Raw genomic sequence first — 18,984 nt, 5'->3', positions numbered from 1 at the left:
GCGAGCAGGCTCACTCCTACAGGGGGTGTGTTTCAACTCAGCATTTGGGAAGGATCAGGTACTCTCGCGAATCTTCAATTCAAAACCCATATCCTCAACCGGCCGCGCCACGCTGTTGCCCGCCATCAACGTCAACATTTGCTCCGCCGCGCGCCGGCCGATCGCTTCGCGTGGGGTGTTGATGCTGCTTAGGCGCGGCACCATGTGTTCGGACATCGGCAAATCGTTGAAGCCGAGAATCGCCACCTGCTCGGGGATCTTGATTCCGTTGCGCAGCGCCTCCAGCAGCGCACCCTGCGCCAGGTCGTCGTTGCCGAAGAAGATCGCATCCACATCCGGATGCGCCGCCAGCAGTTGCAGAAACAGCTCACCGCCAAGGCCCACGGACGAGGAGCGCGGCGTCAGCACTTCCAGATCCGGGTCGTAGCGCCCGGCCTTCTGCAGGGCTTTGCGGAAACCTTCACCGCGCAACAAGGTGCGCTGATCGAGTTGCGCACCGATGTAGGCCAGACGCTTGCGACCGCGCGAGAGCAAATGTTCGGCCGCCGTTTCGCCGGCATTGAGCTGCGAGAAACCCACACAATTCACGCCGGCAGCGCTGTCCAGTTCCATCATGTACACGCAGGGAATATTGCTGGCCTCGATCATCCGCCGCGAACTTTCCGTGCGATCAAACCCGGTCAGCAGCAAACCACGCGGCTGATAAGCCATGTAGTTGCGCAGCAGGTTCTCTTCTTCATCGCGCGAATAGTGGAAGTTGCCGATCAGCACTTCGAAGCCCTTGGGTGTCAGCACCCGATGAATGGCTTCCAGCGTATCGATGAACAACAGGTTGGACAGCGATGGCACCAGCACCACCACTGAATGGCTCTGCGCCGAGGCCAATGCGCGGGCGGCAGGGTTGACCACGTAGTTGAGTTCAAGCGCGGCTTTCTGCACTTTTTCCACCAGCTCCGTGGCCACCGTGCTGACCCCGCGCAAGGCGCGGGAGGCGGTAATCGGGCTCACGCCGGCGAGGCGGGCAACTTCATTAAGGGTGGGACGGCCGGTGGTGCGAGTGTTTTTATCGTTTTTAGGGGTGGTCATCGGGCGGCTTGCCAAACAAAAATCAAGGCACTAAGGTAGCGCTGTCCTGATGCAGCTGCAAATGCGTAAGCGAGGTCCTGCCTGATCTTCGCTTTTTGGCGTTGGGAACAAACCTGCTGCAACCCAAAAAAACGACAAGAAGGCGTCGGCAACTTCTGCCTGTGCACTAGAGTCATAGCTAGCAAAGGTAGCGCTGTCTGCGCGCTGAGGTGTTATATGAGTCATCCCATCACCGCCCTAGTCATCATGGGCGTTGCCGGTTGCGGCAAGACGTGCGTCAGCGAGGCCCTGTGCCAATTGAGCGGCGCCACTGCCATTGAAGGCGATACTTTTCATCCGGCCGCCAACATCGAAAAGATGAGCGCGGGGATCCCCCTGAACGACGACGACCGTGCCGGCTGGCTCGACAGCCTGTGCGATGAACTGCGTCGCGTCGATGCATCGGGTAAACGCCCGGTGCTGACCTGCTCGGCCCTTAAACACAGTTATCGCGAAGTGCTACGCAGTGCCTTGCCGGGCCTGGGCTTCGTGTTTCTTGAGCTGACCCCGGAAGTGGCCGCCGACCGCGTGTCCCATCGCCCGGGACACTTCATGCCGGCAACGTTGATCGAAAGCCAGTTCGCCACCCTCGAATCGCCGGTCGGTGAGCCGTTGACCCTGGCGCTGAATGCTTCGATCCACAGCGTCGAAGAATTGGCTGCCCAGGCGCACGTCTGGTGGCAGGCCCACGGTTTGAAACAGGCGGTATGAGTGTGTTGAAAGAGCTAGCGCTGTCCTCACGAATTCTGTTTAACCCGCTTTAATAACAACAACAAGCCAGGAGACACCCCCAATGTTTGGCATGTCCCACGACGCCTACCTGCTGCTCGATGCAGTGGTCACGGTAATCGGCCTGATTATCCTGATCACCAAATTCAAGATTCACCCCTTCATCTCGCTGACCATTGCGGCCGCGTTCCTCGGCCTGACGTCCGGCATGCCGATCGGCACCATCATCAAGGCGTTCCAGGACGGCTTCGGTGGCGTGCTCGGTTTCGTCGGCATCATCCTCGCGCTGGGCACCATGCTCGGCAAAATGATGGCCGAATCCGGTGGTGCCGATCAGATCGCGCAGACACTGATCCGCGCCTTCGGCAAGGACAAAGTCCAGTGGGCAATGATGTTCGCCGCGTTCCTCGTCGGTATCCCGCTGTTCTTCGAAATCGGCTTCGTGCTGCTGATTCCGCTGGTGTTCATCGTTGCCCGCCGCACCGGTGTGTCGATCATCAAGATCGGTATCCCGCTGCTCGCCGGCCTGTCCGCTGTACACGGTCTGGTGCCGCCGCACCCGGGCCCGCTGCTGGCGATCGGGGTGTTCGGCGCCGACATCGGCAAGACCATCCTCTACGGTCTGATCGTTGCGCTGCCGACCGCCATCATCGCCGGTCCGATCTTCGGTACCTTCATCGCCAAGCACATTCCCGGCACGCCGAATCAGGAGCTGGTCGATCAACTGGCCCGTGAAAGCGACGACTCAACCAAGTTGCCGAGCTTCAGCATCACCCTGATCACCGTGCTGCTGCCGGTGTTCCTGATGCTGCTGAAAACCTTTGCTGACGTGGCGCTGCCGGACGGTCACTTCTTCCGCACCTGGATGGACATGATCGGTCACCCGATCTCGGCCCTGCTGCTGGCCTTGCTGCTGTCGCTGTACACCTTCGGTCACAAGCAGGGCATCGGTTCGCAGCAGATGCTCAAGTGGCTGGACGCGAGCCTGGCGCCAACCGCCGCGATCATCCTGATCATCGGTGCCGGTGGTGGCTTCAAGCAGATGCTGGTGACCAGTGGTGTGGGCGACGTGATCGGCCACATGGCGGTCAGCGCGCAGATCTCGCCGATCCTGCTGGCATGGCTGGTGGCGGCGGTGATTCGTATCGCCACCGGTTCGGCCACCGTGGCGACCATCACGGGCGCGGGCATCGTGGTGCCGGTGGTGGGGATGATTCCGGGCGTCAACCGTGAGCTGCTGGTGCTGGCCACCGGTGCCGGTTCGTTGATCCTGTCTCATGTGAACGACGCCGGTTTCTGGCTGGTGAAGCAGTACTTCAACATGACCGTGGCCGAGACCTTCAAGACCTGGACCGCGATGGAAACCATCCTGTCGGTGGTTGCGTTGGGCTTTATCCTGCTGCTGTCGCTGTTCGTGTAAGCGATCACACAGACACAAAAAAACCGCAGCGATGCGGTTTTTTTTGTGCGCTGATTTTAGGGTTCACCCAAAACCAATGTGGGAGCGAGCCTGCTCGCGAAGAGGCCATGTCAGACAACCAATATGTTGACTGATAGACCGCTTTCGCGAGCAGGCTCGCTCCCACAGGGGGCAGGTGTCAGGCGCCAGTTTTGGTGACTAAGCCATCCGCCCGGAACATCCCGCGAATCCCGCGCACCGCCTGACGAATCCGGTCCTGGTTCTCGATCAGTGCGAAGCGCACGTGATCGTCGCCATACTCACCAAAGCCCACCCCCGGCGAGACGCAGACCTTGGCCTCGGCCAGCAGCTTCTTGGCAAATTCCAGCGAACCCAGATGCGCATAAGCCTCGGGAATCTTCGCCCAGACGTACATCGAAGCCTTCGGATTCTCGACCATCCAGCCCAGCTCATGCAGGCCTTTGACCAGCACGTTACGACGCTGGCGATACTGCTCGGCGATGTCGCGCACGCATTGCTGATCGCCTTCCAGCGCAGCAATCGCCGCCACTTGCAGCGGGGTGAAGGTGCCGTAGTCGTGATAGCTCTTGATCCGCGCCAGGGCGTTGACCAGCTCCGGGTTGCCGACCATGAAACCGATGCGCCAGCCAGCCATGTTGTAGCTCTTGGACAGGGTGAAAAACTCCACTGCGATGTCCTTGGCGCCGGGCACCTGCATGATCGACGGGGCTTTCCAGCCGTCGTAGACGATATCGGCGTAGGCCAGGTCGTGAATCACCAGCACGTCGTACTGCTTGGCGAGGGCGATCACCCGTTCGAAGAAATCCAGCTCGACGCACTGCGCGGTGGGGTTGGACGGGAAACCGAGGATCATCATTTTCGGCTTGGGGATCGAACCGCGAATCGCCCGCTCCAGTTCATCGAAGAAGTCCACGCCCGGCACCAGCGGTACCGAACGCACTTGGGCGCCGGCAATAACTGCGCCGTAGATGTGAATCGGGTAGCTCGGGTTCGGCACCAGCACCGTGTCGCCCTGATCCAGGGTGGCCAGCATCAAATGCGCCAGGCCTTCCTTGGAACCGATGGTGACGATGGCTTCGCTTTCCGGGTCGATGTCGACCGCGTAGCGTTCCTTGTACCAATTGGAAATCGCCCGACGCAGGCGCGGAATACCCTTGGACGTGGAGTAACCGTGGGTGTCTTCACGTTGGGCAACTTGTACGAGTTTTTCGACGATGTGCGGCGGTGTGGCCCCGTCGGGGTTGCCCATGCTCAAGTCGATGATATCTTCACCACGACGCCGCGCGGCCATCTTCAGCTCGGCGGTGATGTTGAAAACGTAAGGGGGGAGTCGATCAATGCGCGCAAAGCGGCGCGGCGAACCTTGTTCAGCCATTGTTGCCTCGGATAACGTAAGCGCCCGGAACCGTCCGAGCGACGCTGGTCACTGCGGTGACCTGTGGCGGAAGATAAGGGCAGCGATGGCAGACTGTCCAGCGTGCACGACAATAATTTTTTCCAAGGAAATGCTTAATGGAATTCACCAGCGGCTTCTTGCTGAGCCTTTCGCTGTGCCTGGACATCGGCGTAGCCAACATCGCGATGATCACCCTGGCGATGCAGCGCGGTTACTTTCAGGGCTTCGCGCTGGGCCTCGGCACTTGCGTCGGCGACCTGATCTACGCAGTGCTGGCGCTGGCCGGGACGACCGTGCTGCTGCAGTACGAAAGCGTGCGCTGGGTGCTGTGGATCGGCGGGTCGGCGCTGCTGATCTACTTTGCGGCGAAGATGATCTATTCGGCGATTCACCACGAAGCGCAGTTGGCAGCGACCGCGGAGGTGGGGCAGAACTCCCATCGCAAGGAGTTCTTTCGCGGGATCTTCCTCGCCATGTCTTCGCCGAGCGCGATCCTCTGGTTCGCTGCAGTTGGCGGCACCCTGATCGCCCGTTCCGGTGGCGGTGGCCCGGTTAGTTCGGCGCTGTTCCTCGGTGGTTTCCTCTGCGCCGGCCTGCTGTGGTCGGCCGGTCTGTGCTTTGCCGCAAGCCACGGCGGCAAGTTGCTCGGCGACAAGCTGTTGCGCTACTCCTACATGGCATCGGCGGCGATCTTCTGCTATTTCGCGGTTTACGTGATCGTATCCGGTTATAACGAGTTCGTCGGCTCCGGCGCTGCCGACCAGTTGCACGCCTTGTGACATTGCGAATCGGGTTTGGCTTCTATACTCAGCAGCCGAACCCCTACTTTTGTTCCAGGAGTCGAGTCATGGATGAGCAAAAACGCGTCGAAGTGGCGGAACCTCGCTTCGAACATGGACACTTCCTGCTGATCGCGGGATTTCGTGGACGATTTACCCAGGACACTGCCAAGGACATCCCCGCGCTGTGGGAAAAGTTCTTGCCGCACCTGGGAAAGATACAGGGACAAAAAAACGAAGTGACCTACGGCGTCTGCAGCAATTTCGACGGCAAGGGTGGCTTCGACTACATCGCCGGGGTAGAAATCAGCAAGCTCGATGACCTCGACCAGAAGGTCTATCAGTGGGTCGAAGTGCTGCCCCGGCAGTACGCGGTGTTCGAGCACAAGGGACCGCTCGACCAGTTGCCGCAAACCCTGCAATACATCTACAAGACCTGGCTACCGACTTCCCATTACGTGGAACTGAATGCCCCGGAACTGGAACGCTACAGCGCCGATTTCAATCCGCGACTGCACACCGGCAAACTGGAAATCTGCGTGCCGGTCGACAGCAAAGCCTGAGCCCATGACGATGAGGCGGATCACTGATCCGCCTCATGCTGTTCAACCGCGTTTGCCCTTGCCCAGCCGTCGCGCCCGCAACAGGTCGATGCCCAGGGTGATAAAGCCGAACGTACTGATGCCCAACACCATCAACAGGCCGATTTCAACGCTGCTCATAAGCGGTTACCCCCAAGGGTGATCAGAGACACACCGCAGGAATAGCCCGTCAGCGGCACGAAGAAAAGCGCTTATACGCAGGCTTTACGCCCCCCGCGCGGATCGATATGAACACCTTATTCCTTTATGCTTTGCGCACTTTTCTCCGTTGATTTTCGAGCTGCCATGAACACAGTCATCCGCAACGTCACCGCCGCCGACCTGGATCGCTGCTACGCGATCGAAACCGTTGCCTACGAAGGCGATGAAGCCGCCACTCGCGAGAAGATCGCCACGCGCATCGCCACCTGGCCCGAGGGTTTCATCGTCGCCGAAGTAGACGGCGTAGTCGCTGGTTTCGTGAACTCCGGTGCGGCATTTGACGTGCAGATGTCCGACGAGGCGTTCAAAGAGCTGATCGGTCACGACCCGCAAGGGCCGAACGTGGTGATCATGTCGGTGGTGGTGCACCCGGACTATCAGGGCCAGGGTTTGGCCAAGCGACTGATGGCCGAGTTCATCGAGCGCATGCGCGGGATGGACAAGGCGACGATTCATCTGATGTGCAAGGAGAAGCATATTGCGCTGTACGCCGGGTTCGGCTTTGCCTACATCAAACCGTCGGAGTCCGACCATGGCGGGATGGCGTGGCACGAGATGATCCTTACTCTCTGATTCAACCCGTTCAAAACTGTGGGAGCGAGCCTGCTCGCGAAGAGGGCGTGTCAACCAACCAATTTGTTGACTGATATGACGCTTTCGCGAGCAGGCTCGCTCCCACAGGGGGTTGTGGCGTTTTGAGTTCCCCGTTCAGTAGAGAGTGTCGCTTACTCTTTTCGGTGCTTCGCGGTCGTAGGTCTCGGCGTCAAACTGCCCGTCATTCAGGCGCTTGTGGAAGGCGCCGGCAGAGGGCAGGGCCGAGCGCGGCAGGTGGGTTTCGGGGTTCCAGGCGTCAGAGCGCACAAAGGCTTTCGAGCAGTGGAAAAACGCCGCCTCTACCGTCACCAGCAACACCGTTTTCGCCGGTTTGCCGTTCACCGCAAAGCTTTCCAGCAGCTCAGGATCGGCGCTGATGGTCACGGTGCCATTGACCCGCAAGGTCTCGCCAATGCCCGGAATGATGAACAGCAACGACACCCGAGGATCGTGCAGCACATTGCGCAGGGTATCGATGCGGTTGTTGCCCGGGCGGTCCGGCAGGGCCAGGGTGTTCCTGTCGATGATCCGCACGAACCCCGGCGCATCACCCCGCGGCGAATTGTCGAGACCGTCGGCGCCCACCGAGCTGATGATCACCAGCGGCGACAGGCGCACCATCGCCTGATAATCCTCGTTGAGAAACCCGATCTGCTTGCGCACCGCACGCTCGTGGGGCAGGCCGTAAATAGCTTCCAGTGCTTCGATTGAATCGATCATCGTGCATCCCTCGATGACTTAGAAAAACAGTCCCATACGCCGCTCGTAACCGATCCGGCCCTTGTACGCTTCGCCGCTGTCGACGAAACCGTGTTTGGCGTACAGCGCGATGGCGGCATCGTTATCGGCATCCACCGACAGTTCCAGCCCCTTGATCTCCGGCCATGCTTCACGCGCCACCTTGGGCAACGCTTGCAGGCAGGCCTTGCCGTAACCTTTGCCCTGCGCCCGGTGATCGACCTGCAAGGCGTGCAGTGTGGCGCTGTGTTCATCGGCCCAGTCCGGCAACACCGGTGGGCGCTTGAGCAGCAGAAAAGCCACCGGCACCTGATCGGCCAGCAGCGCGAAACCTTTGACGCCGGGGCCGGGTCTGGACAGCAGCGTGTGCAACGCGCCGTGAATGTCGCCGGAAAATTTGATCTGCTCGGGATGGATTTCAATCGCCTCGACCTGCTGACGCTGCAAGGCGTTCAGGCTGTCGTACGGCACGAGTTGGGCTGACACGGGAATTTCCTTTTTCCTACAAAGATGAGCCTCGGATTCTAGCGATTTTGTGTTCGGCGGAAATTTTTTGTTTCGTCTGTCGATCCGCACGATGGCCGAACGACTAAGGGTGTCTTCAGCACAAAAACCACGGAGAACACCATGAGCGCACAGACTGAAATCCAGGCCCTGATCAACACCTACCGCGAAGCGGTGATGACCAAGGACGTCGACAAGGTCATGACGTTGTACACCGACGACATCGTCTCCTTCGACGCGATCAAGGCCCTGCAATTCAAGGGCAAAGCGGCCTACCGTGCACATTGGGAAGCCTGCATGGAGATGTGTTCCGGCCCGCACGTTTTCGAGTTTCACGAAATCGCCATCGAGACCGCCGACAACCTCGCCTTCGCCCATTGGGTAACGCATTGCGGCGGCACCAACGACAAGGGCGAAACCCAGAGCTGCTGGATGCGCGCCACCGCGTGCTATCGGCAGGTCGGCGGGACGTGGAAGATCGCTCACGAGCACTGGTCGGCACCGTTCGATCCGATGAGCGGCAGCACGCTGTTCGATGTGCAGCCCTGATCTTCAGCCATAGTTGATCCGTTCGATTCAGGAGAAAACCATGAAGTATTTATGCTTGGTCTACAGCGATGAGCGCCTGCTGCACACCTCGCCCGACAGCCCGGAAGACGCCGAGTGCTGGGCCTACGCCGAGTCGATTCAGGGCAGCGGGCGGATGGTCGCGGCCGAAGCGCTGGAGTCGGTGCAGACCGCGACCACGGTGCGCATGCGCAACGGCAAGCTGTCGATCACCGATGGCCCGTTCGCTGAAACCAAGGAGCAACTGGCCGGTTTCTACCTGATCGATGCCAAGGATCTCAACGAAGCGATTCAGGTCGCCGGTAACATTCCGGCGGCCCGGGTCGGCAGCGTTGAAGTGCGTCCGGTGCGGCAGTTGAATGTCTGAAGTCCGGGCGCGGGTCGAGCAGGTCTATCGCGAAGACTCGCGGCGGATTCTGGCGACCCTGATTCGTCTGCTCGGGGATTTCGACCTCGCCGAGGAAGCCTTGCACGAGGCGTTCTTCGTCGCGGTCGAGCGCTGGCAGCGCGACGGTGTACCGGACAATCCGCGCACCTGGCTAGTGTCCACCGGGCGTTTCAAGGCCATCGATGTGTTGCGCCGCCGCGCTCGCTTCAAGGCCTCACAGCCGCTGTTGCTGGCGCAGCTCGAAGAACTGGAACAGGCCGACTGGAGTGGCGAAGACGTGGAAGACGACCGCCTGCGGCTGATCTTCACTTGCTGTCACCCGGCGCTGGCGGCGGACGCGCAAGTGCCGCTGACCCTGCGTGAAGTCTGCGACCTGACCACCGAGGAAATCGCCCGCGCGTTTCTCTCGGCGCCGGCGGCGATTGCCCAGCGCATCGTGCGCGCCAAGGCGAAGATTCGCGATGCAAAAATCCCTTATCAAGTACCGAGCCTGAGCGAACTGCCCGAGCGCCTCGACAGCGTGCTGCGGGTGATTTATCTGGTGTTCAACGAAGGCTATTCGGCATCGATGGGCGCCGAGCTGACCCGCGAAGATCTGACTCGCGAGGCGATTCGGCTTGGGCGGTTGCTGATGGAGCTGCTGCCGGAACCGGAGGTCATGGGCCTGCTGGCGTTGATGTTGTTGCATGAGTCGCGGCGGCCGGCGCGCACGTCACCCAGTGGAGAATTGATCCTGCTGGATGACCAGGATCGCTCGCGCTGGGATGCCGGGTTGATTGCTGAAGGTTGTGCGCTGGTGGAGCGGGCGCTGACCACCCGAAGGTTCGGGCCGTATTGCCTGCAAGCGGCGATTGCCGCGGTGCATGCCGAAGCGCCGTCAGCGGCGGAAACCGATTGGCAGCAGATCGTCGGGCTGTATGACGTGCTGTTGCGGGCGGTGCCGTCGCCGGTGATCGAGTTGAACCGCGCGGTGGCAGTGGCCAAGCGCGATGGGGCGCTGGCCGGGCTGACGCTGATCGAGGGGATTCTGGATCGCGGTGAGTTGCAGGATTACCACCTGGCGCATTCGGCGCGGGCGGAGTTTTGTCGGCAGTTGGGCCGGGTGGAGCAGGCGCGGGCGGCGTATCGGCGAGCACTGGAACTGACCCGGCAAGAGCCGGAGCGGCGGTTTATCGAGGGGCGGCTGAGCGAACTGGATTGATCCGAGATATTCATTGGCAGTGCCGGCCCCTTCGCGAGCAAGCCCGCTCCCACAGGCGATCGCATTCCAACTGTGGGAGCGAGCCTGCTCGCGAATGGGCGCGCCGCTATTCCAGCATCTTGCTCAGCAACCAGCTCCCCGCCGGCCCCGGCGGATACAGCCGCGACCACAACGCATCGACATACACCGGCCGCGGCCAGCCGCGCACCGTCAGTTCCACCAGCGAGCCATTACCGAAACGCGCCACCAGCCAGCGCGGCAGCGCCGCCCAGCCAAAGCCCATCTCCGCCATTTCCATCAGCATCAGGTAACTCGGCGCCGACCACACCCGGCCCTTTGCCCGGCTGTCGTAGGGATTGACGATGGTCGCCAGGCGCAACTCGCGATGCTGCTCCAGCACCTGCTGGTCGACCCGTTCGACACGGGTCAGCACATGATCATCTTTGACGAACAGCGCCAGGTCAGTGCGCTCGGCGACGGTCGAGGTCACCAGATCCGGTGGATAGGTGTCCTGCATTTCGGCAAACGCCAAGTGTGCGCGGCCACGCTGGACCAACTCGATCAGGTCGTCACACTCGGCGATCAAGCATTCCAGTTCCAGGTCCGGATAACGCTGCTCGAAGCCGACCAGTGCCGCTTCAAATCGCGCTGACTGGTAGGTGTCGGAAATCGCCACGGTCAGCTTCGGCTCGACGCCTTGTGCCAGTTGCCGGGCGCTCATTTCCATACGACTGGTGGCCGCCAGAATCGCCTCGGCCCGTTGCAGCATCACATGGCCGGCCGGAGTCAGGGTCGGTTTGCGGCTGCTGCGGTCGAACAGAATCAGATCCAGATCGATCTCCAGGCTGGCCACTGCCGCACTGATGGTCGACTGACTGCGCCCCAGCTTGCGCGCCGCTGCAGAAAACGAACCCTGAGTGGCCGCTTGCACGAACGCCAACAGCACTTCTTGCGAAGCCATGAACTATCGCCTTGATCGATGGTTATTGGTTATGAAGTATCGGTATGGTGGCCGATCATGGCAACCCTCTTCACTCAAGGAGTCAGGCCATGACTGCCAACAAATCCATCACTGAACGTATCTTCCAGGCCATCGGTTTCGAGTGTCTGGCGATCTTGATCTGTACCCCGTTACTGGCGTGGATCATGGACAAACCGCTGCTGGACATGGGCGCGGTGACCGTGCTGATTGCCCTGCTGGCGCTGGCGTGGAACGTGCTGTTCAACGGCTTTTTCGACCGCATGCTCAAGCGCCTGAACATCGCGCACAACGCCTGGACGCGGGTGGTCCATGCGCTGCTGTTTGAGGGCGGATTGATCGTGATGGGCGTGCTGCTGATTGCCTGGTGGTTGTCGGTCAGCCTGTGGCAGGCGTTCTTGCTCGACATCGGCGTTCTGCTGTTTTTCCTGCCGTACACCTATGTGTATCACTGGGGCTATGACGTGGTGCGCGAGCGCCTCGTGACCCGCCGGGTATGCGCGGGATAAGCACAACCTGTGGCTAATGCAAAACCTGTGGCGAGGGGATTTATCCCCGATGGGGCGCGTAGCGGCCCTTCTTTTTATCCAGAAAAGAAGGGCCTGCTGCGCAGTCCATCGGGGATAAATCCCCTCGCCACAGAGGCTCTCACCAAGAAAGTTTTTAGTGAATGGGGGATTTAAAGGAACATCCCGCCCGACGCCTCGACCCTCTGCCCGTTGATCCACTGCGCACCCGGCGCCAGCAGCATCGACAGCGCACCCCCAATATCATCCGGTTGCCCGGCGCGCCCCAGTGCGGTGTTGCTCGCAACCATCGCGTTCAACGCGGCGTTGTCGCGCACCGCACCGCCGCCAAAGTCGGTCTCGATGGCGCCCGGCGCCAGTATGTTCACGCCGATCTGCCGCGCGCCCAGCTCCTTGGCCTGATAGCGGGTCAGCACTTCCATCGCGCCTTTCATCGCGGCGTAGGCGGCATAACCCGGCAGGCTGAAGCGGGTCAGGCCGCTGGAGATGTTGATGATCCGGCCGCCGTCATTGATCAGCGACAGCAGTTGCTGAGTCAGGAAGAACGGCCCTTTGAGCTGGATATTCATCAGCAGGTCGAACTGTTCCGGGGTGGTCTCGGCGAACGCCGCGTGCACTCCGATCCCGGCGTTGTTGATCAGGAAGTCGAAACGCGGACGCTCCAGTTGCTGCAGCGCCTGCTCCACCCGCGAAGCGAAATCGGCAAAGGTTTCGCTGCGACCAACATCCAGTTGCAGCATCACGGCTTTGGCGCCGCGTTGTTCCAGTTCAGCCACCAGCGCCTGGGCTTCATCGGCGCGGCTGTTGTAGGTGCCGATGATGTCCACGCCTTCGGCGGCGAGGTGCAGGGCGGCATTCTTGCCCAAGCCACGGCTGGCGCCGGTGATCAATGCGATTTTGCGGCTCATGTTAAATCCTCGATTGCGGTGAGTGGTGATGAGCAAAGTTTATTTATCCGCCATGGGGTGATAAACAGACTGAAACCGGAATCACTGATCGACTCAGCCGAACAATCAACGGGTGTCCTGATGAACAAACTGGAACTACTGCGCACCTTCGTCCGGGTCAGCGAACTGTCGAGTTTCACCCTGGCCGGCGAGAGTCTCGGGTTGCCGCGCTCGACGGTTTCCGAACACGTACAGGCGCTGGAAACCCTGCTCGGCACGCGTCTGCTGCAACGCACCACACGTAAGGTGCAGGCGACTCAGGACGGCCTGGTGCTGTACGAACGCAGCAAGGATCTGCTGTCGCACATGGACGAGATCGAGGGTCTGTTTCGGCAGGATCCGGCGTCGCTGAGCGGGCGGATTCGTGTCGACATGCCGAACATCCTCGCGCGGCGCCTGATCATGCCGCTGCTGCCGGAGTTCATGGTGCGCCACCCGAATCTGGAACTGGAAATCAGCAGCACCGACCGCCGTGTCGATTTGCTCAGCGAAGGTTTCGATTGCGTGGTACGCATCGGCGCGCAGCCGGATCAATCGGTGGTGGCGCGGCACTTGGGCGACTTCCCGATGATCAACTGCGCCAGCCCGGCGTACCTTGAGCGCTACGGCGTGCCGCAGACGCTGGAGGATCTGGCGCAGCATCGGCTGGTGCACTACGTCGGGGTGCTCGGTTCGCGCTCGGAAGGGTTTGTGTATGAACAGGACGGACAGGTGCGGCGATTGCCGATGGCTGGCAGCGTCACGGTCAACAGCACCGATGCTTACGAGTCGGCCTGCCTGGGCGGCTTTGGTCTGATCCAGGTGCCGCGCACCGGCATGCAGCCCCATCTGGACACCGGTGAGCTGCTGACTGTGCTGCCGCAGTTCACCGCGCCGGCGATGGGCATTTCAATCCTGTATGCGCGGCAACGGCATTTGCCGCTGCGGGTGCGGGTGTTCATGGAGTGGTTGGGCGATGTCATCCGTTCGACGTTGTAACTCGCCGCAGATCAACTGTAGGAGTGAGCCTGCTCGCGATGGCGTGCTGTCAGTCGATGCAGATGTGACTGAAGCGCCGCTATCGCGAGCAGGCTCACTCCTACAGGGGGGGCCGGGTTGTTCAGAAAATCTGGGTGAACAGCCAGTACAGGCTGCCCGATAGCAGAATCGCCGCCGGCAAGGTCAGCACCCACGCCATCAGCAGATTGCGGATGGTCTTCATCTGCAGCCCGCCGCCATTGGCAACCATGGTCCCGGCCACACCCGATGACAGCACATGGGTGGTCGAGACCGGCAAACCGAACATGTCCGCCGCGCCGATGGTCAGCATCGCCACGGTTTCCGCCGAGGCGCCCTGGGCATAGGTCAGGTGGGTCTTGCCGATTTTTTCACCGACCGTCACCACAATTCGTTTCCAGCCAACCATGGTGCCGAGGCCCAGAGCGATGGCCACGGCGATCTTCACCCACAGCGGGATAAAGCGTGTGGCGTTGTCGATCTGCTGCTTGAACAGTTGCAGTTTGTCAGTGGTGTCGGCGTCGAAATTGCCGACCTTGTTCTTGTCCATCAGGCGAATGCTTTCGCTGGCCAGGTACATGTCGTTACGCACGTTGCCCATGGCCTCGGCCGGGACTTTCGACAGCGAGCCATAGCCTTTCACCTCTTCGCCAATGTGCCCGGTGAGAGCGGCGAGGGCGGGGATCAGTTGCGGCGTGGCTTGCTTGCTGCGCACGTAATCCGACAGTACCGGACGCGGATCGGCCGGGGCCGGCAGCGGGGTGTTTTTCACCAGCGCTTGCTGGGTGACCTCGGCGACGGCAGCGAACTGCAGCGCCTGATCGGCGGGCATGGTGCGGTTCAACGCGTAAGCCATCGGCAAGGTGCCAACCAGAATCAGCATGATCAGGCCCATGCCTTTCTGCCCGTCGTTGGAGCCGTGGGCGAAAGACACGCCGGTGCAGGTGGCGATCAGCAAACCGCGAATCCACCACGGTGGCGGGTTGTTGCCTTCCGGTGCCTTGTACAGCGCGCGATTCTTGATGAAGGCGCGCATGGCCAGCAGCAACAGCGCCGCGCAGCCGAAGCCCACCAGCGGCGACAACAACAGCGCATAACCAATCTTGGTCGCCTGCGCCCAGTCCACGCCACTGGTGCCATCGCGTCCGTGCATCAAGGCATTGGCCACGCCGACGCCGATGATCGAGCCGATCAGCGTGTGGGAAGAGGAGGCCGGCAGGCCCAGCCACCAGGTGCCGAGGTTCCACAGGATCGCCGCGATCAACAGGGCGAAGATCATCGCGAAACCGGCGGACGAACCGACCTGCAGAATCAGCTCCACCGGCAGCAGGGCGATGATGCCGAACGCCACGGCGCCACTGGACAGCAACACCCCGAGGAAATTGAAGAACCCCGACCAGACCACCGCCACATTCGGCGGCAGCGAGTGGGTGTAGATCACCGTCGCGACTGCGTTGGCGGTGTCGTGGAAACCGTTGACGAACTCAAAGCCCAGCGCAATCAGCAGCGCCACGCCGAGCAGCAAAAACGGGGTCCAGGTGGTGACGGTGGTGCCCAGCTCATGCATGTCGTGCATCAGGCTGTAAGCGGTGAACAGCATCCCCATCGCGAGCACCGCGAAGAACACCACGTAAGTGAACGGCCCGGGTTTTTTATCAAGTGCCGGCCGGCCGCCGTGGGCGGACGTGGGGCGGGCGGCGGTCAGGGAGGGAGTAGCCATGAGCGGACAATCCTGAGCGAGGGAAGGAGTGTCGGTCATGATCGTTGCTAAATATTACAGAGAGACTGCGGCAGGTCAGTGTTTGGCTGAATAACCAGACCACCGATCTGAAGGTCAATGAGGTCCCCTGTGGGAGCGAGCCTGCTCGCGAAGACGGCGTGTCAGTCATCGTCATTGTTGAATGACAGATCGCTTTCGCGAGCAGGCTCGCTCCCACAGGGGAACTGTGCTGGACATCAAGTTTGGTGGTTAGTAATCCCCACGCTTGCGAAACGCCCATCGCCCTGCAATCACGGTAAACGTCGCGACCAGCGCCACCAGAATCCAGAACCCCTCCGGATCCGTCGCCAGCGGTACACCCCCCACGTTCATGCCAAAGAAACCGGCAATGATGTTGATCGGCAGCGCCAGCACCGTGACCACGGTCAGGGTGAACAGTGTGCGGTTGCTCTGTTCGTTGAGGTTGGCGGCGATTTCTTCCTGGAGCAGTTTGATCCGCTCGCCGAGGGCGGTGAGGTCGTTGATGATCAGCGCGAACTCCTCGGTGGATTTGCGCAGCTCCTTGACGTCCTCCTTCTGCAGCCACGGCGGCGGACGGTTGAGCAGGCGCAGCAGCGAACCCGGCTCCAGCGCCAGCAGCCGTTGCAGGCGCACCAGTACCCGGCGATTGGCGCCGAGTTCGGCGCGGTTGGTCGACAGCCGTGAGGAGAGCAATTCGTCCTCGACCAGATCGACGCTCATGCTGGTCTTGCGCACGATCTGCGTCAGCACTTCGCCCTGATCACGCAGCAAGTGCACCAGCAGTTCCGACGGTGAGCGAAAGCATTCGCCGGCCTTCACCGATGAACGCAATTTGTCCACCGAGTGCAACGGTTGCAGGCGTGCGCTGACGATCAGTTTGCTGCGCACGCAGACCCACAGCGTCGACACGTCTGAGGAAACCATGCTGCTGAGGTTGAACACCACGTCGTTGACCACTGCCAGCAACGCCGAGTCAACGTGTTCGATGCGCGTCGAGCGCGAACCTTCGTGCAGCGCCTCGAAAAACTCTTCGGGCAATTGCAGATGACTTTTCATCCAGCGCTCGCACGCGGCGTGCGCCAGGTTCAGGTGCAGCCAGAGGAATTCATCACTGTCGCTGTCGTCTTGCAGACAACGCAGGGCGGTCGCCGAATCGACTTCGCGGCCACGTTCACCGGGACGAAAACGGAAGCCGTAAAGCAGACCGAACAAATCAGGATCGCGATGACTGAGGTCGAGGCTGTGGTTCATGGAGGCTCGCTGCGAGGAGGGCGCGTCGGTCGCGGAATGGCAGGTTCACTGAGCCGCATCATCGCAATCGCATGTGACGCTTGCGTGACTGAAAAATGACAGCGACCCGGATCATCCACTGGTAATCCAGTGGGAGGGGGCTTGCTCGCGAATGCGGATGTTCATTGAGTGACGATGTGGATGACACGCCGCTTTCGCGAGCAAGCCCCACCCTGGGCCACGGTCGATCACAGCCTTTCAATTCATCTGCCAATGGTCGGATTCTCTTCAAGAAGCGCTCTGGTACGCCGATCACGCTTGGTTACGTCAGTCATGCAGAGCGCATTCACAGCATCACCCAGATGCGTGGTGAGATTGCCATTGCCGCCACGGTGATCCGTCGCCTGAGCGCCTGACGTCCGCCGACGTGTACCGGTTCGGTTACCGAGTCGGTACACAGTCGATCTCAAATCCATGCGAGTACCGCCGATGGCCGGTTATCTAAAACCGGCATTGGAGCCCTCCCATGGTCAGCATCACCTCCGTTTCGATCAATCAGACCGTCAGCACCGCCACCAGTAAGACCAGGATCAGCGACGCCAGTGACGACACCTCGACCCCTGCAACCAGCAGCACTGGCGTCAGCGCCGATACCAGCAAAGTGGCGGCCGGCGGTGGCGCGGCTCCGGCAGGCGACAGCAGTTCCGACAGCAGCGGTGAGTCGGATTCGGTGAAAGAACTGCGCAAGCAGATCGCCGAGCTGCAAAAGCAATTGCAGGAACAGCAGCAGGCGCTGCAAGCGGCTCAGGCCAAGCAGGAAGACGTTGATGCCAAGGCTGCCGACGTGGCGTCCGCCGAGTCGCAAATCTCCAGCACTTCGGCTTCGTTGCAGACCGCGACGGCGGCGTTGTTGCAAGCTTTGCAGGATTCCGGATCGAGCAGCTCGGGCTCGCTGGTCAGCACTTCGGCTTAAGCATCACGCGATTCCCCTATAGGAGTGAGCCTGCTCGCGATAGCGGTATATCTGCCTTATTCATGGTGACTGACACACCGCTATCGCGAGCAGGCTCACTCCTACAGAGAACTGCGGTGTGTTTCAGAGGGTTGGCAGGCTGAAGGTGAACAGCGTGCCGCTCTGTGCGGTGGACGCCACATGCAAATGCCCGCCATGGGACTGGGCGATCTGGCTGGCGATATACAGCCCCAGACCGAGCCCGGCCTGGGGCGCGCTGCCGGTCGGGCGCGAGTAAGGCTGGAACAGGTGCGGCAGGATCGCCTCGGGAATATGCCCCTGATTCTTCACCCCCAGCATCAGCGCACCGTGCTCGACTTGCGCGATGACCTCAATGTCGCCCTCCGGGTCGCCATGGGCCACGGCATTGGCCAACAGGTTCGACAGCAGTTGAGCAATTCTCGCGCGGTCACAGGGCAAGCCCTGCAAGTCGCCGATGGACGCACGAATCGTGCGCTGCGGATGCACGTTGCGAATCTCCGTCACCACTTGTTGCACGGCTTCGGTCAAATCCGCGCAGGGCTGGATATCCACCGGAATACCATTGCCCAGACGTCCGCGAGCAAAGTCGAGCACATCATCCACCAACCGCGTCGCCCGTTGCGCACTGCCAAGGATATTGCGTATCCGCACCTCGATGGCAGGATCCGGATGCTTGCGCAGAAGCATTTCGGCACCGGCGCTGATGGCGAACAACGGGTTGCGCAAGTCGTGGCCGAGCACGGCGATGAACTGTTCGCGCAACTCGGCGGTTTCGCGCTCCTGCAACAACGCGGTTTCGGTGAGCTGCGCGTTTTCCTCGGCTTCGATCTGCAATGCGAGCATCCGCGCGAACGACTCCATGGTGCTTTGGATGCTGCTGGACTTGAGTTGTGCGGGGTTCGGATCGAGCGCGCAGATCGTGCCGAAAAACCGTCCGTCAGTGCGGAACACCGGCACCGAGATATAACTCTCGAATTTGTACAGGCGCGGGGTGTGATGATCGCGGTAGAGCGGGTCTTCACTGGCCTTGTCGATCACCACCGAGGTGTGCGCAGCACGGATTTCGTGGCACAGCGTGGTGACCACATCCAGCTCGCCACCAACCTGCAGGCCGAAATCCAGCTGATCGAGGACGGCGCAGGCTGTCCACGAATCTTCGGTAACCCGCGCTACGGCGGCAAAGCGCAGGCCGGTCAGTTCGCGGATCACCTGAAGGATCGCCGGAACCGCGCTGATCCGTCCGATTGTCGCGATGTCTGCTGCCGCTGTCTGCCTCATGCCCATCGTTCTCGGCTGCAATCGTTA

At 61.0% G+C, this 18,984-nt stretch carries 21 protein-coding genes; 12 read left to right on the top strand and 9 right to left on the bottom strand.

Annotation, left to right across the window (positions count from 1 at the left end; all coding sequences use genetic code 11):
• Positions 1–54: 54 nt before the first annotated feature.
• Positions 55–1,086 (bottom strand): LacI family DNA-binding transcriptional regulator, encoded by a 1,032-nt coding sequence (locus tag ACM6I7_RS01510; protein WP_027612588.1) that lies wholly within the window; start codon positions 1,084–1,086, stop codon positions 55–57.
• 216 nt (positions 1,087–1,302) lie between these two features.
• On the opposite strand from ACM6I7_RS01510, the gene ACM6I7_RS01505 reads away from it, so the two are divergent.
• Together ACM6I7_RS01505 and ACM6I7_RS01500 are read left to right on the top strand one after the other, a co-directional pair.
• Positions 1,303–1,836: a gluconokinase gene (locus tag ACM6I7_RS01505; protein ID WP_027612589.1), complete on the top strand. Its 534-nt coding sequence runs from the start codon at positions 1,303–1,305 to the stop codon at positions 1,834–1,836.
• Between the two features lie 82 nt (positions 1,837–1,918).
• A complete protein-coding gene (locus ACM6I7_RS01500; RefSeq protein WP_414887832.1) occupies positions 1,919–3,274 on the top strand; it encodes a GntP family permease in 1,356 nt (451 codons plus the stop codon).
• A gap of 178 nt (positions 3,275–3,452) precedes the next feature.
• On the opposite strand, the gene alaC is transcribed toward ACM6I7_RS01500, so the two are convergent.
• On the bottom strand, positions 3,453–4,670 hold the full coding sequence (alaC, locus tag ACM6I7_RS01495; RefSeq protein ID WP_183784297.1) for an alanine transaminase: 1,218 nt from the start codon (positions 4,668–4,670) through the stop codon (positions 3,453–3,455).
• A 137-nt stretch (positions 4,671–4,807) separates the two neighbouring features.
• Between alaC and ACM6I7_RS01490 the strand changes: the two genes are divergently transcribed.
• The 3 genes from ACM6I7_RS01490 to ACM6I7_RS01480 all read left to right on the top strand — a co-directional run bounded on the left by ACM6I7_RS01490 (position 4,808) and on the right by ACM6I7_RS01480 (position 6,846).
• Entirely contained in the window at positions 4,808–5,470 is a 663-nt protein-coding gene (locus ACM6I7_RS01490) for a LysE family translocator (protein ID WP_414887831.1), read from the top strand.
• 68 nt (positions 5,471–5,538) lie between these two features.
• Positions 5,539–6,033, top strand: coding sequence for a GyrI-like domain-containing protein (locus tag ACM6I7_RS01485; protein WP_027612592.1), 495 nt, complete (start codon positions 5,539–5,541; stop codon positions 6,031–6,033).
• A gap of 324 nt (positions 6,034–6,357) precedes the next feature.
• Positions 6,358–6,846: a GNAT family N-acetyltransferase gene (locus ACM6I7_RS01480; RefSeq protein ID WP_166496493.1), complete on the top strand. Its 489-nt coding sequence runs from the start codon at positions 6,358–6,360 to the stop codon at positions 6,844–6,846.
• A gap of 135 nt (positions 6,847–6,981) precedes the next feature.
• Here ACM6I7_RS01480 and ACM6I7_RS01475 read toward each other — a convergent pair whose 3' ends face one another.
• On the bottom strand, positions 6,982–7,587 hold the full coding sequence (locus ACM6I7_RS01475; RefSeq protein ID WP_027612594.1) for a pyridoxamine 5'-phosphate oxidase family protein: 606 nt from the start codon (positions 7,585–7,587) through the stop codon (positions 6,982–6,984).
• 18 nt (positions 7,588–7,605) lie between these two features.
• On the bottom strand, positions 7,606–8,091 hold the full coding sequence (locus tag ACM6I7_RS01470; RefSeq protein WP_414887830.1) for a GNAT family N-acetyltransferase: 486 nt from the start codon (positions 8,089–8,091) through the stop codon (positions 7,606–7,608).
• 141 nt (positions 8,092–8,232) lie between these two features.
• Between ACM6I7_RS01470 and ACM6I7_RS01465 the strand changes: the two genes are divergently transcribed.
• The 3 genes from ACM6I7_RS01465 to ACM6I7_RS01455 are packed head-to-tail and all read left to right on the top strand — an operon-like array spanning position 8,233 to position 10,265.
• Entirely contained in the window at positions 8,233–8,658 is a 426-nt protein-coding gene (locus ACM6I7_RS01465; protein ID WP_414887829.1) for a YybH family protein, read from the top strand.
• Between the two features lie 40 nt (positions 8,659–8,698).
• Positions 8,699–9,043, top strand: a complete 345-nt coding sequence (locus ACM6I7_RS01460; RefSeq protein WP_007969364.1) for a YciI family protein — start codon at positions 8,699–8,701, stop codon at positions 9,041–9,043.
• The gene (locus ACM6I7_RS01455) at positions 9,036–10,265 is read left to right on the top strand and encodes an RNA polymerase sigma factor (RefSeq protein ID WP_097085875.1); all 1,230 of its coding nucleotides are present in this window, start codon (positions 9,036–9,038) and stop codon (positions 10,263–10,265) included. The genes ACM6I7_RS01460 and ACM6I7_RS01455 overlap by 8 nt, the downstream gene beginning before the upstream one ends.
• Positions 10,266–10,371: 106 nt before the next feature.
• Here the strand turns inward: ACM6I7_RS01455 and ACM6I7_RS01450 are convergent, their stop codons facing one another.
• On the bottom strand, positions 10,372–11,226 hold the full coding sequence (locus ACM6I7_RS01450; RefSeq protein WP_134787152.1) for a LysR family transcriptional regulator: 855 nt from the start codon (positions 11,224–11,226) through the stop codon (positions 10,372–10,374).
• 89 nt (positions 11,227–11,315) lie between these two features.
• Here ACM6I7_RS01450 and ACM6I7_RS01445 point away from each other — a divergent pair, with 89 nt between their 5' ends.
• Positions 11,316–11,753 (top strand): multidrug/biocide efflux PACE transporter, encoded by a 438-nt coding sequence (locus ACM6I7_RS01445; RefSeq protein WP_414887828.1) that lies wholly within the window; start codon positions 11,316–11,318, stop codon positions 11,751–11,753.
• Positions 11,754–11,923: 170 nt separating this feature from the next.
• Here ACM6I7_RS01445 and ACM6I7_RS01440 read toward each other — a convergent pair whose 3' ends face one another.
• Complete coding sequence (locus ACM6I7_RS01440; RefSeq protein ID WP_027612601.1) at positions 11,924–12,679, bottom strand: SDR family NAD(P)-dependent oxidoreductase; 756 nt, start codon at positions 12,677–12,679, stop codon at positions 11,924–11,926.
• Between the two features lie 120 nt (positions 12,680–12,799).
• Here ACM6I7_RS01440 and ACM6I7_RS01435 point away from each other — a divergent pair, with 120 nt between their 5' ends.
• Positions 12,800–13,696 (top strand): LysR family transcriptional regulator, encoded by an 897-nt coding sequence (locus ACM6I7_RS01435; RefSeq protein ID WP_414887827.1) that lies wholly within the window; start codon positions 12,800–12,802, stop codon positions 13,694–13,696.
• 121 nt (positions 13,697–13,817) lie between these two features.
• Here ACM6I7_RS01435 and ACM6I7_RS01430 read toward each other — a convergent pair whose 3' ends face one another.
• Positions 13,818–15,434 carry an inorganic phosphate transporter gene (locus ACM6I7_RS01430; protein ID WP_097085869.1) on the bottom strand — a complete coding sequence of 539 codons (1,617 nt, stop codon included), beginning with the start codon at positions 15,432–15,434 and terminating at the stop codon, positions 13,818–13,820.
• A 249-nt stretch (positions 15,435–15,683) separates the two neighbouring features.
• Positions 15,684–16,706, bottom strand: coding sequence for a transporter (locus ACM6I7_RS01425; RefSeq protein ID WP_027612604.1), 1,023 nt, complete (start codon positions 16,704–16,706; stop codon positions 15,684–15,686).
• A 164-nt stretch (positions 16,707–16,870) separates the two neighbouring features.
• Between ACM6I7_RS01425 and ACM6I7_RS01420 the strand changes: the two genes are divergently transcribed.
• Together ACM6I7_RS01420 and ACM6I7_RS01415 are read left to right on the top strand one after the other, a co-directional pair.
• A complete protein-coding gene (locus tag ACM6I7_RS01420; RefSeq protein WP_414887826.1) occupies positions 16,871–17,101 on the top strand; it encodes a hypothetical protein in 231 nt (76 codons plus the stop codon).
• 110 nt (positions 17,102–17,211) lie between these two features.
• Positions 17,212–17,658, top strand: a complete 447-nt coding sequence (locus ACM6I7_RS01415) for a hypothetical protein (protein ID WP_027612605.1) — start codon at positions 17,212–17,214, stop codon at positions 17,656–17,658.
• Positions 17,659–17,781: 123 nt separating this feature from the next.
• Here ACM6I7_RS01415 and ACM6I7_RS01410 read toward each other — a convergent pair whose 3' ends face one another.
• Positions 17,782–18,957, bottom strand: coding sequence for an ATP-binding protein (locus ACM6I7_RS01410; protein WP_414887825.1), 1,176 nt, complete (start codon positions 18,955–18,957; stop codon positions 17,782–17,784).
• Between the last annotated feature and the right edge of the window lie 27 nt (positions 18,958–18,984).

This window comes from Pseudomonas sp. IT-93MI4 (assembly GCF_949767635.1).
Classification (GTDB): domain Bacteria; phylum Pseudomonadota; class Gammaproteobacteria; order Pseudomonadales; family Pseudomonadaceae; genus Aquipseudomonas; species Aquipseudomonas putida_A.
This window is presented reverse-complemented; position numbering and strand designations above follow the sequence as displayed.

What these genes read in the sequence shown, in the direction of transcription:
- ACM6I7_RS01475 (WP_027612594.1), bottom strand. Translation starts at nt 7,587, where the DNA reads ATGATCGATTCAATCGAAGCACTGGAAGCTATTTACGGCCTGCCCCAC.
- ACM6I7_RS01490 (WP_414887831.1), top strand. Translation starts at nt 4,808, where the DNA reads ATGGAATTCACCAGCGGCTTCTTGCTGAGCCTTTCGCTGTGCCTGGAC.
- ACM6I7_RS01445 (WP_414887828.1), top strand. Translation starts at nt 11,316, where the DNA reads ATGACTGCCAACAAATCCATCACTGAACGTATCTTCCAGGCCATCGGT.
- ACM6I7_RS01425 (WP_027612604.1), bottom strand. Translation starts at nt 16,706, where the DNA reads ATGAACCACAGCCTCGACCTCAGTCATCGCGATCCTGATTTGTTCGGT.
- ACM6I7_RS01460 (WP_007969364.1), top strand. Translation starts at nt 8,699, where the DNA reads ATGAAGTATTTATGCTTGGTCTACAGCGATGAGCGCCTGCTGCACACC.
- ACM6I7_RS01440 (WP_027612601.1), bottom strand. Translation starts at nt 12,679, where the DNA reads ATGAGCCGCAAAATCGCATTGATCACCGGCGCCAGCCGTGGCTTGGGC.
- ACM6I7_RS01410 (WP_414887825.1), bottom strand. Translation starts at nt 18,957, where the DNA reads ATGAGGCAGACAGCGGCAGCAGACATCGCGACAATCGGACGGATCAGC.
- ACM6I7_RS01510 (WP_027612588.1), bottom strand. Translation starts at nt 1,086, where the DNA reads ATGACCACCCCTAAAAACGATAAAAACACTCGCACCACCGGCCGTCCC.
- ACM6I7_RS01430 (WP_097085869.1), bottom strand. Translation starts at nt 15,434, where the DNA reads ATGGCTACTCCCTCCCTGACCGCCGCCCGCCCCACGTCCGCCCACGGC.
- ACM6I7_RS01455 (WP_097085875.1), top strand. Translation starts at nt 9,036, where the DNA reads ATGTCTGAAGTCCGGGCGCGGGTCGAGCAGGTCTATCGCGAAGACTCG.
- ACM6I7_RS01450 (WP_134787152.1), bottom strand. Translation starts at nt 11,226, where the DNA reads ATGGCTTCGCAAGAAGTGCTGTTGGCGTTCGTGCAAGCGGCCACTCAG.
- ACM6I7_RS01500 (WP_414887832.1), top strand. Translation starts at nt 1,919, where the DNA reads ATGTTTGGCATGTCCCACGACGCCTACCTGCTGCTCGATGCAGTGGTC.
- alaC (WP_183784297.1), bottom strand. Translation starts at nt 4,670, where the DNA reads ATGGCTGAACAAGGTTCGCCGCGCCGCTTTGCGCGCATTGATCGACTC.
- ACM6I7_RS01485 (WP_027612592.1), top strand. Translation starts at nt 5,539, where the DNA reads ATGGATGAGCAAAAACGCGTCGAAGTGGCGGAACCTCGCTTCGAACAT.
- ACM6I7_RS01415 (WP_027612605.1), top strand. Translation starts at nt 17,212, where the DNA reads ATGGTCAGCATCACCTCCGTTTCGATCAATCAGACCGTCAGCACCGCC.
- ACM6I7_RS01435 (WP_414887827.1), top strand. Translation starts at nt 12,800, where the DNA reads ATGAACAAACTGGAACTACTGCGCACCTTCGTCCGGGTCAGCGAACTG.
- ACM6I7_RS01505 (WP_027612589.1), top strand. Translation starts at nt 1,303, where the DNA reads ATGAGTCATCCCATCACCGCCCTAGTCATCATGGGCGTTGCCGGTTGC.
- ACM6I7_RS01465 (WP_414887829.1), top strand. Translation starts at nt 8,233, where the DNA reads ATGAGCGCACAGACTGAAATCCAGGCCCTGATCAACACCTACCGCGAA.
- ACM6I7_RS01480 (WP_166496493.1), top strand. Translation starts at nt 6,358, where the DNA reads ATGAACACAGTCATCCGCAACGTCACCGCCGCCGACCTGGATCGCTGC.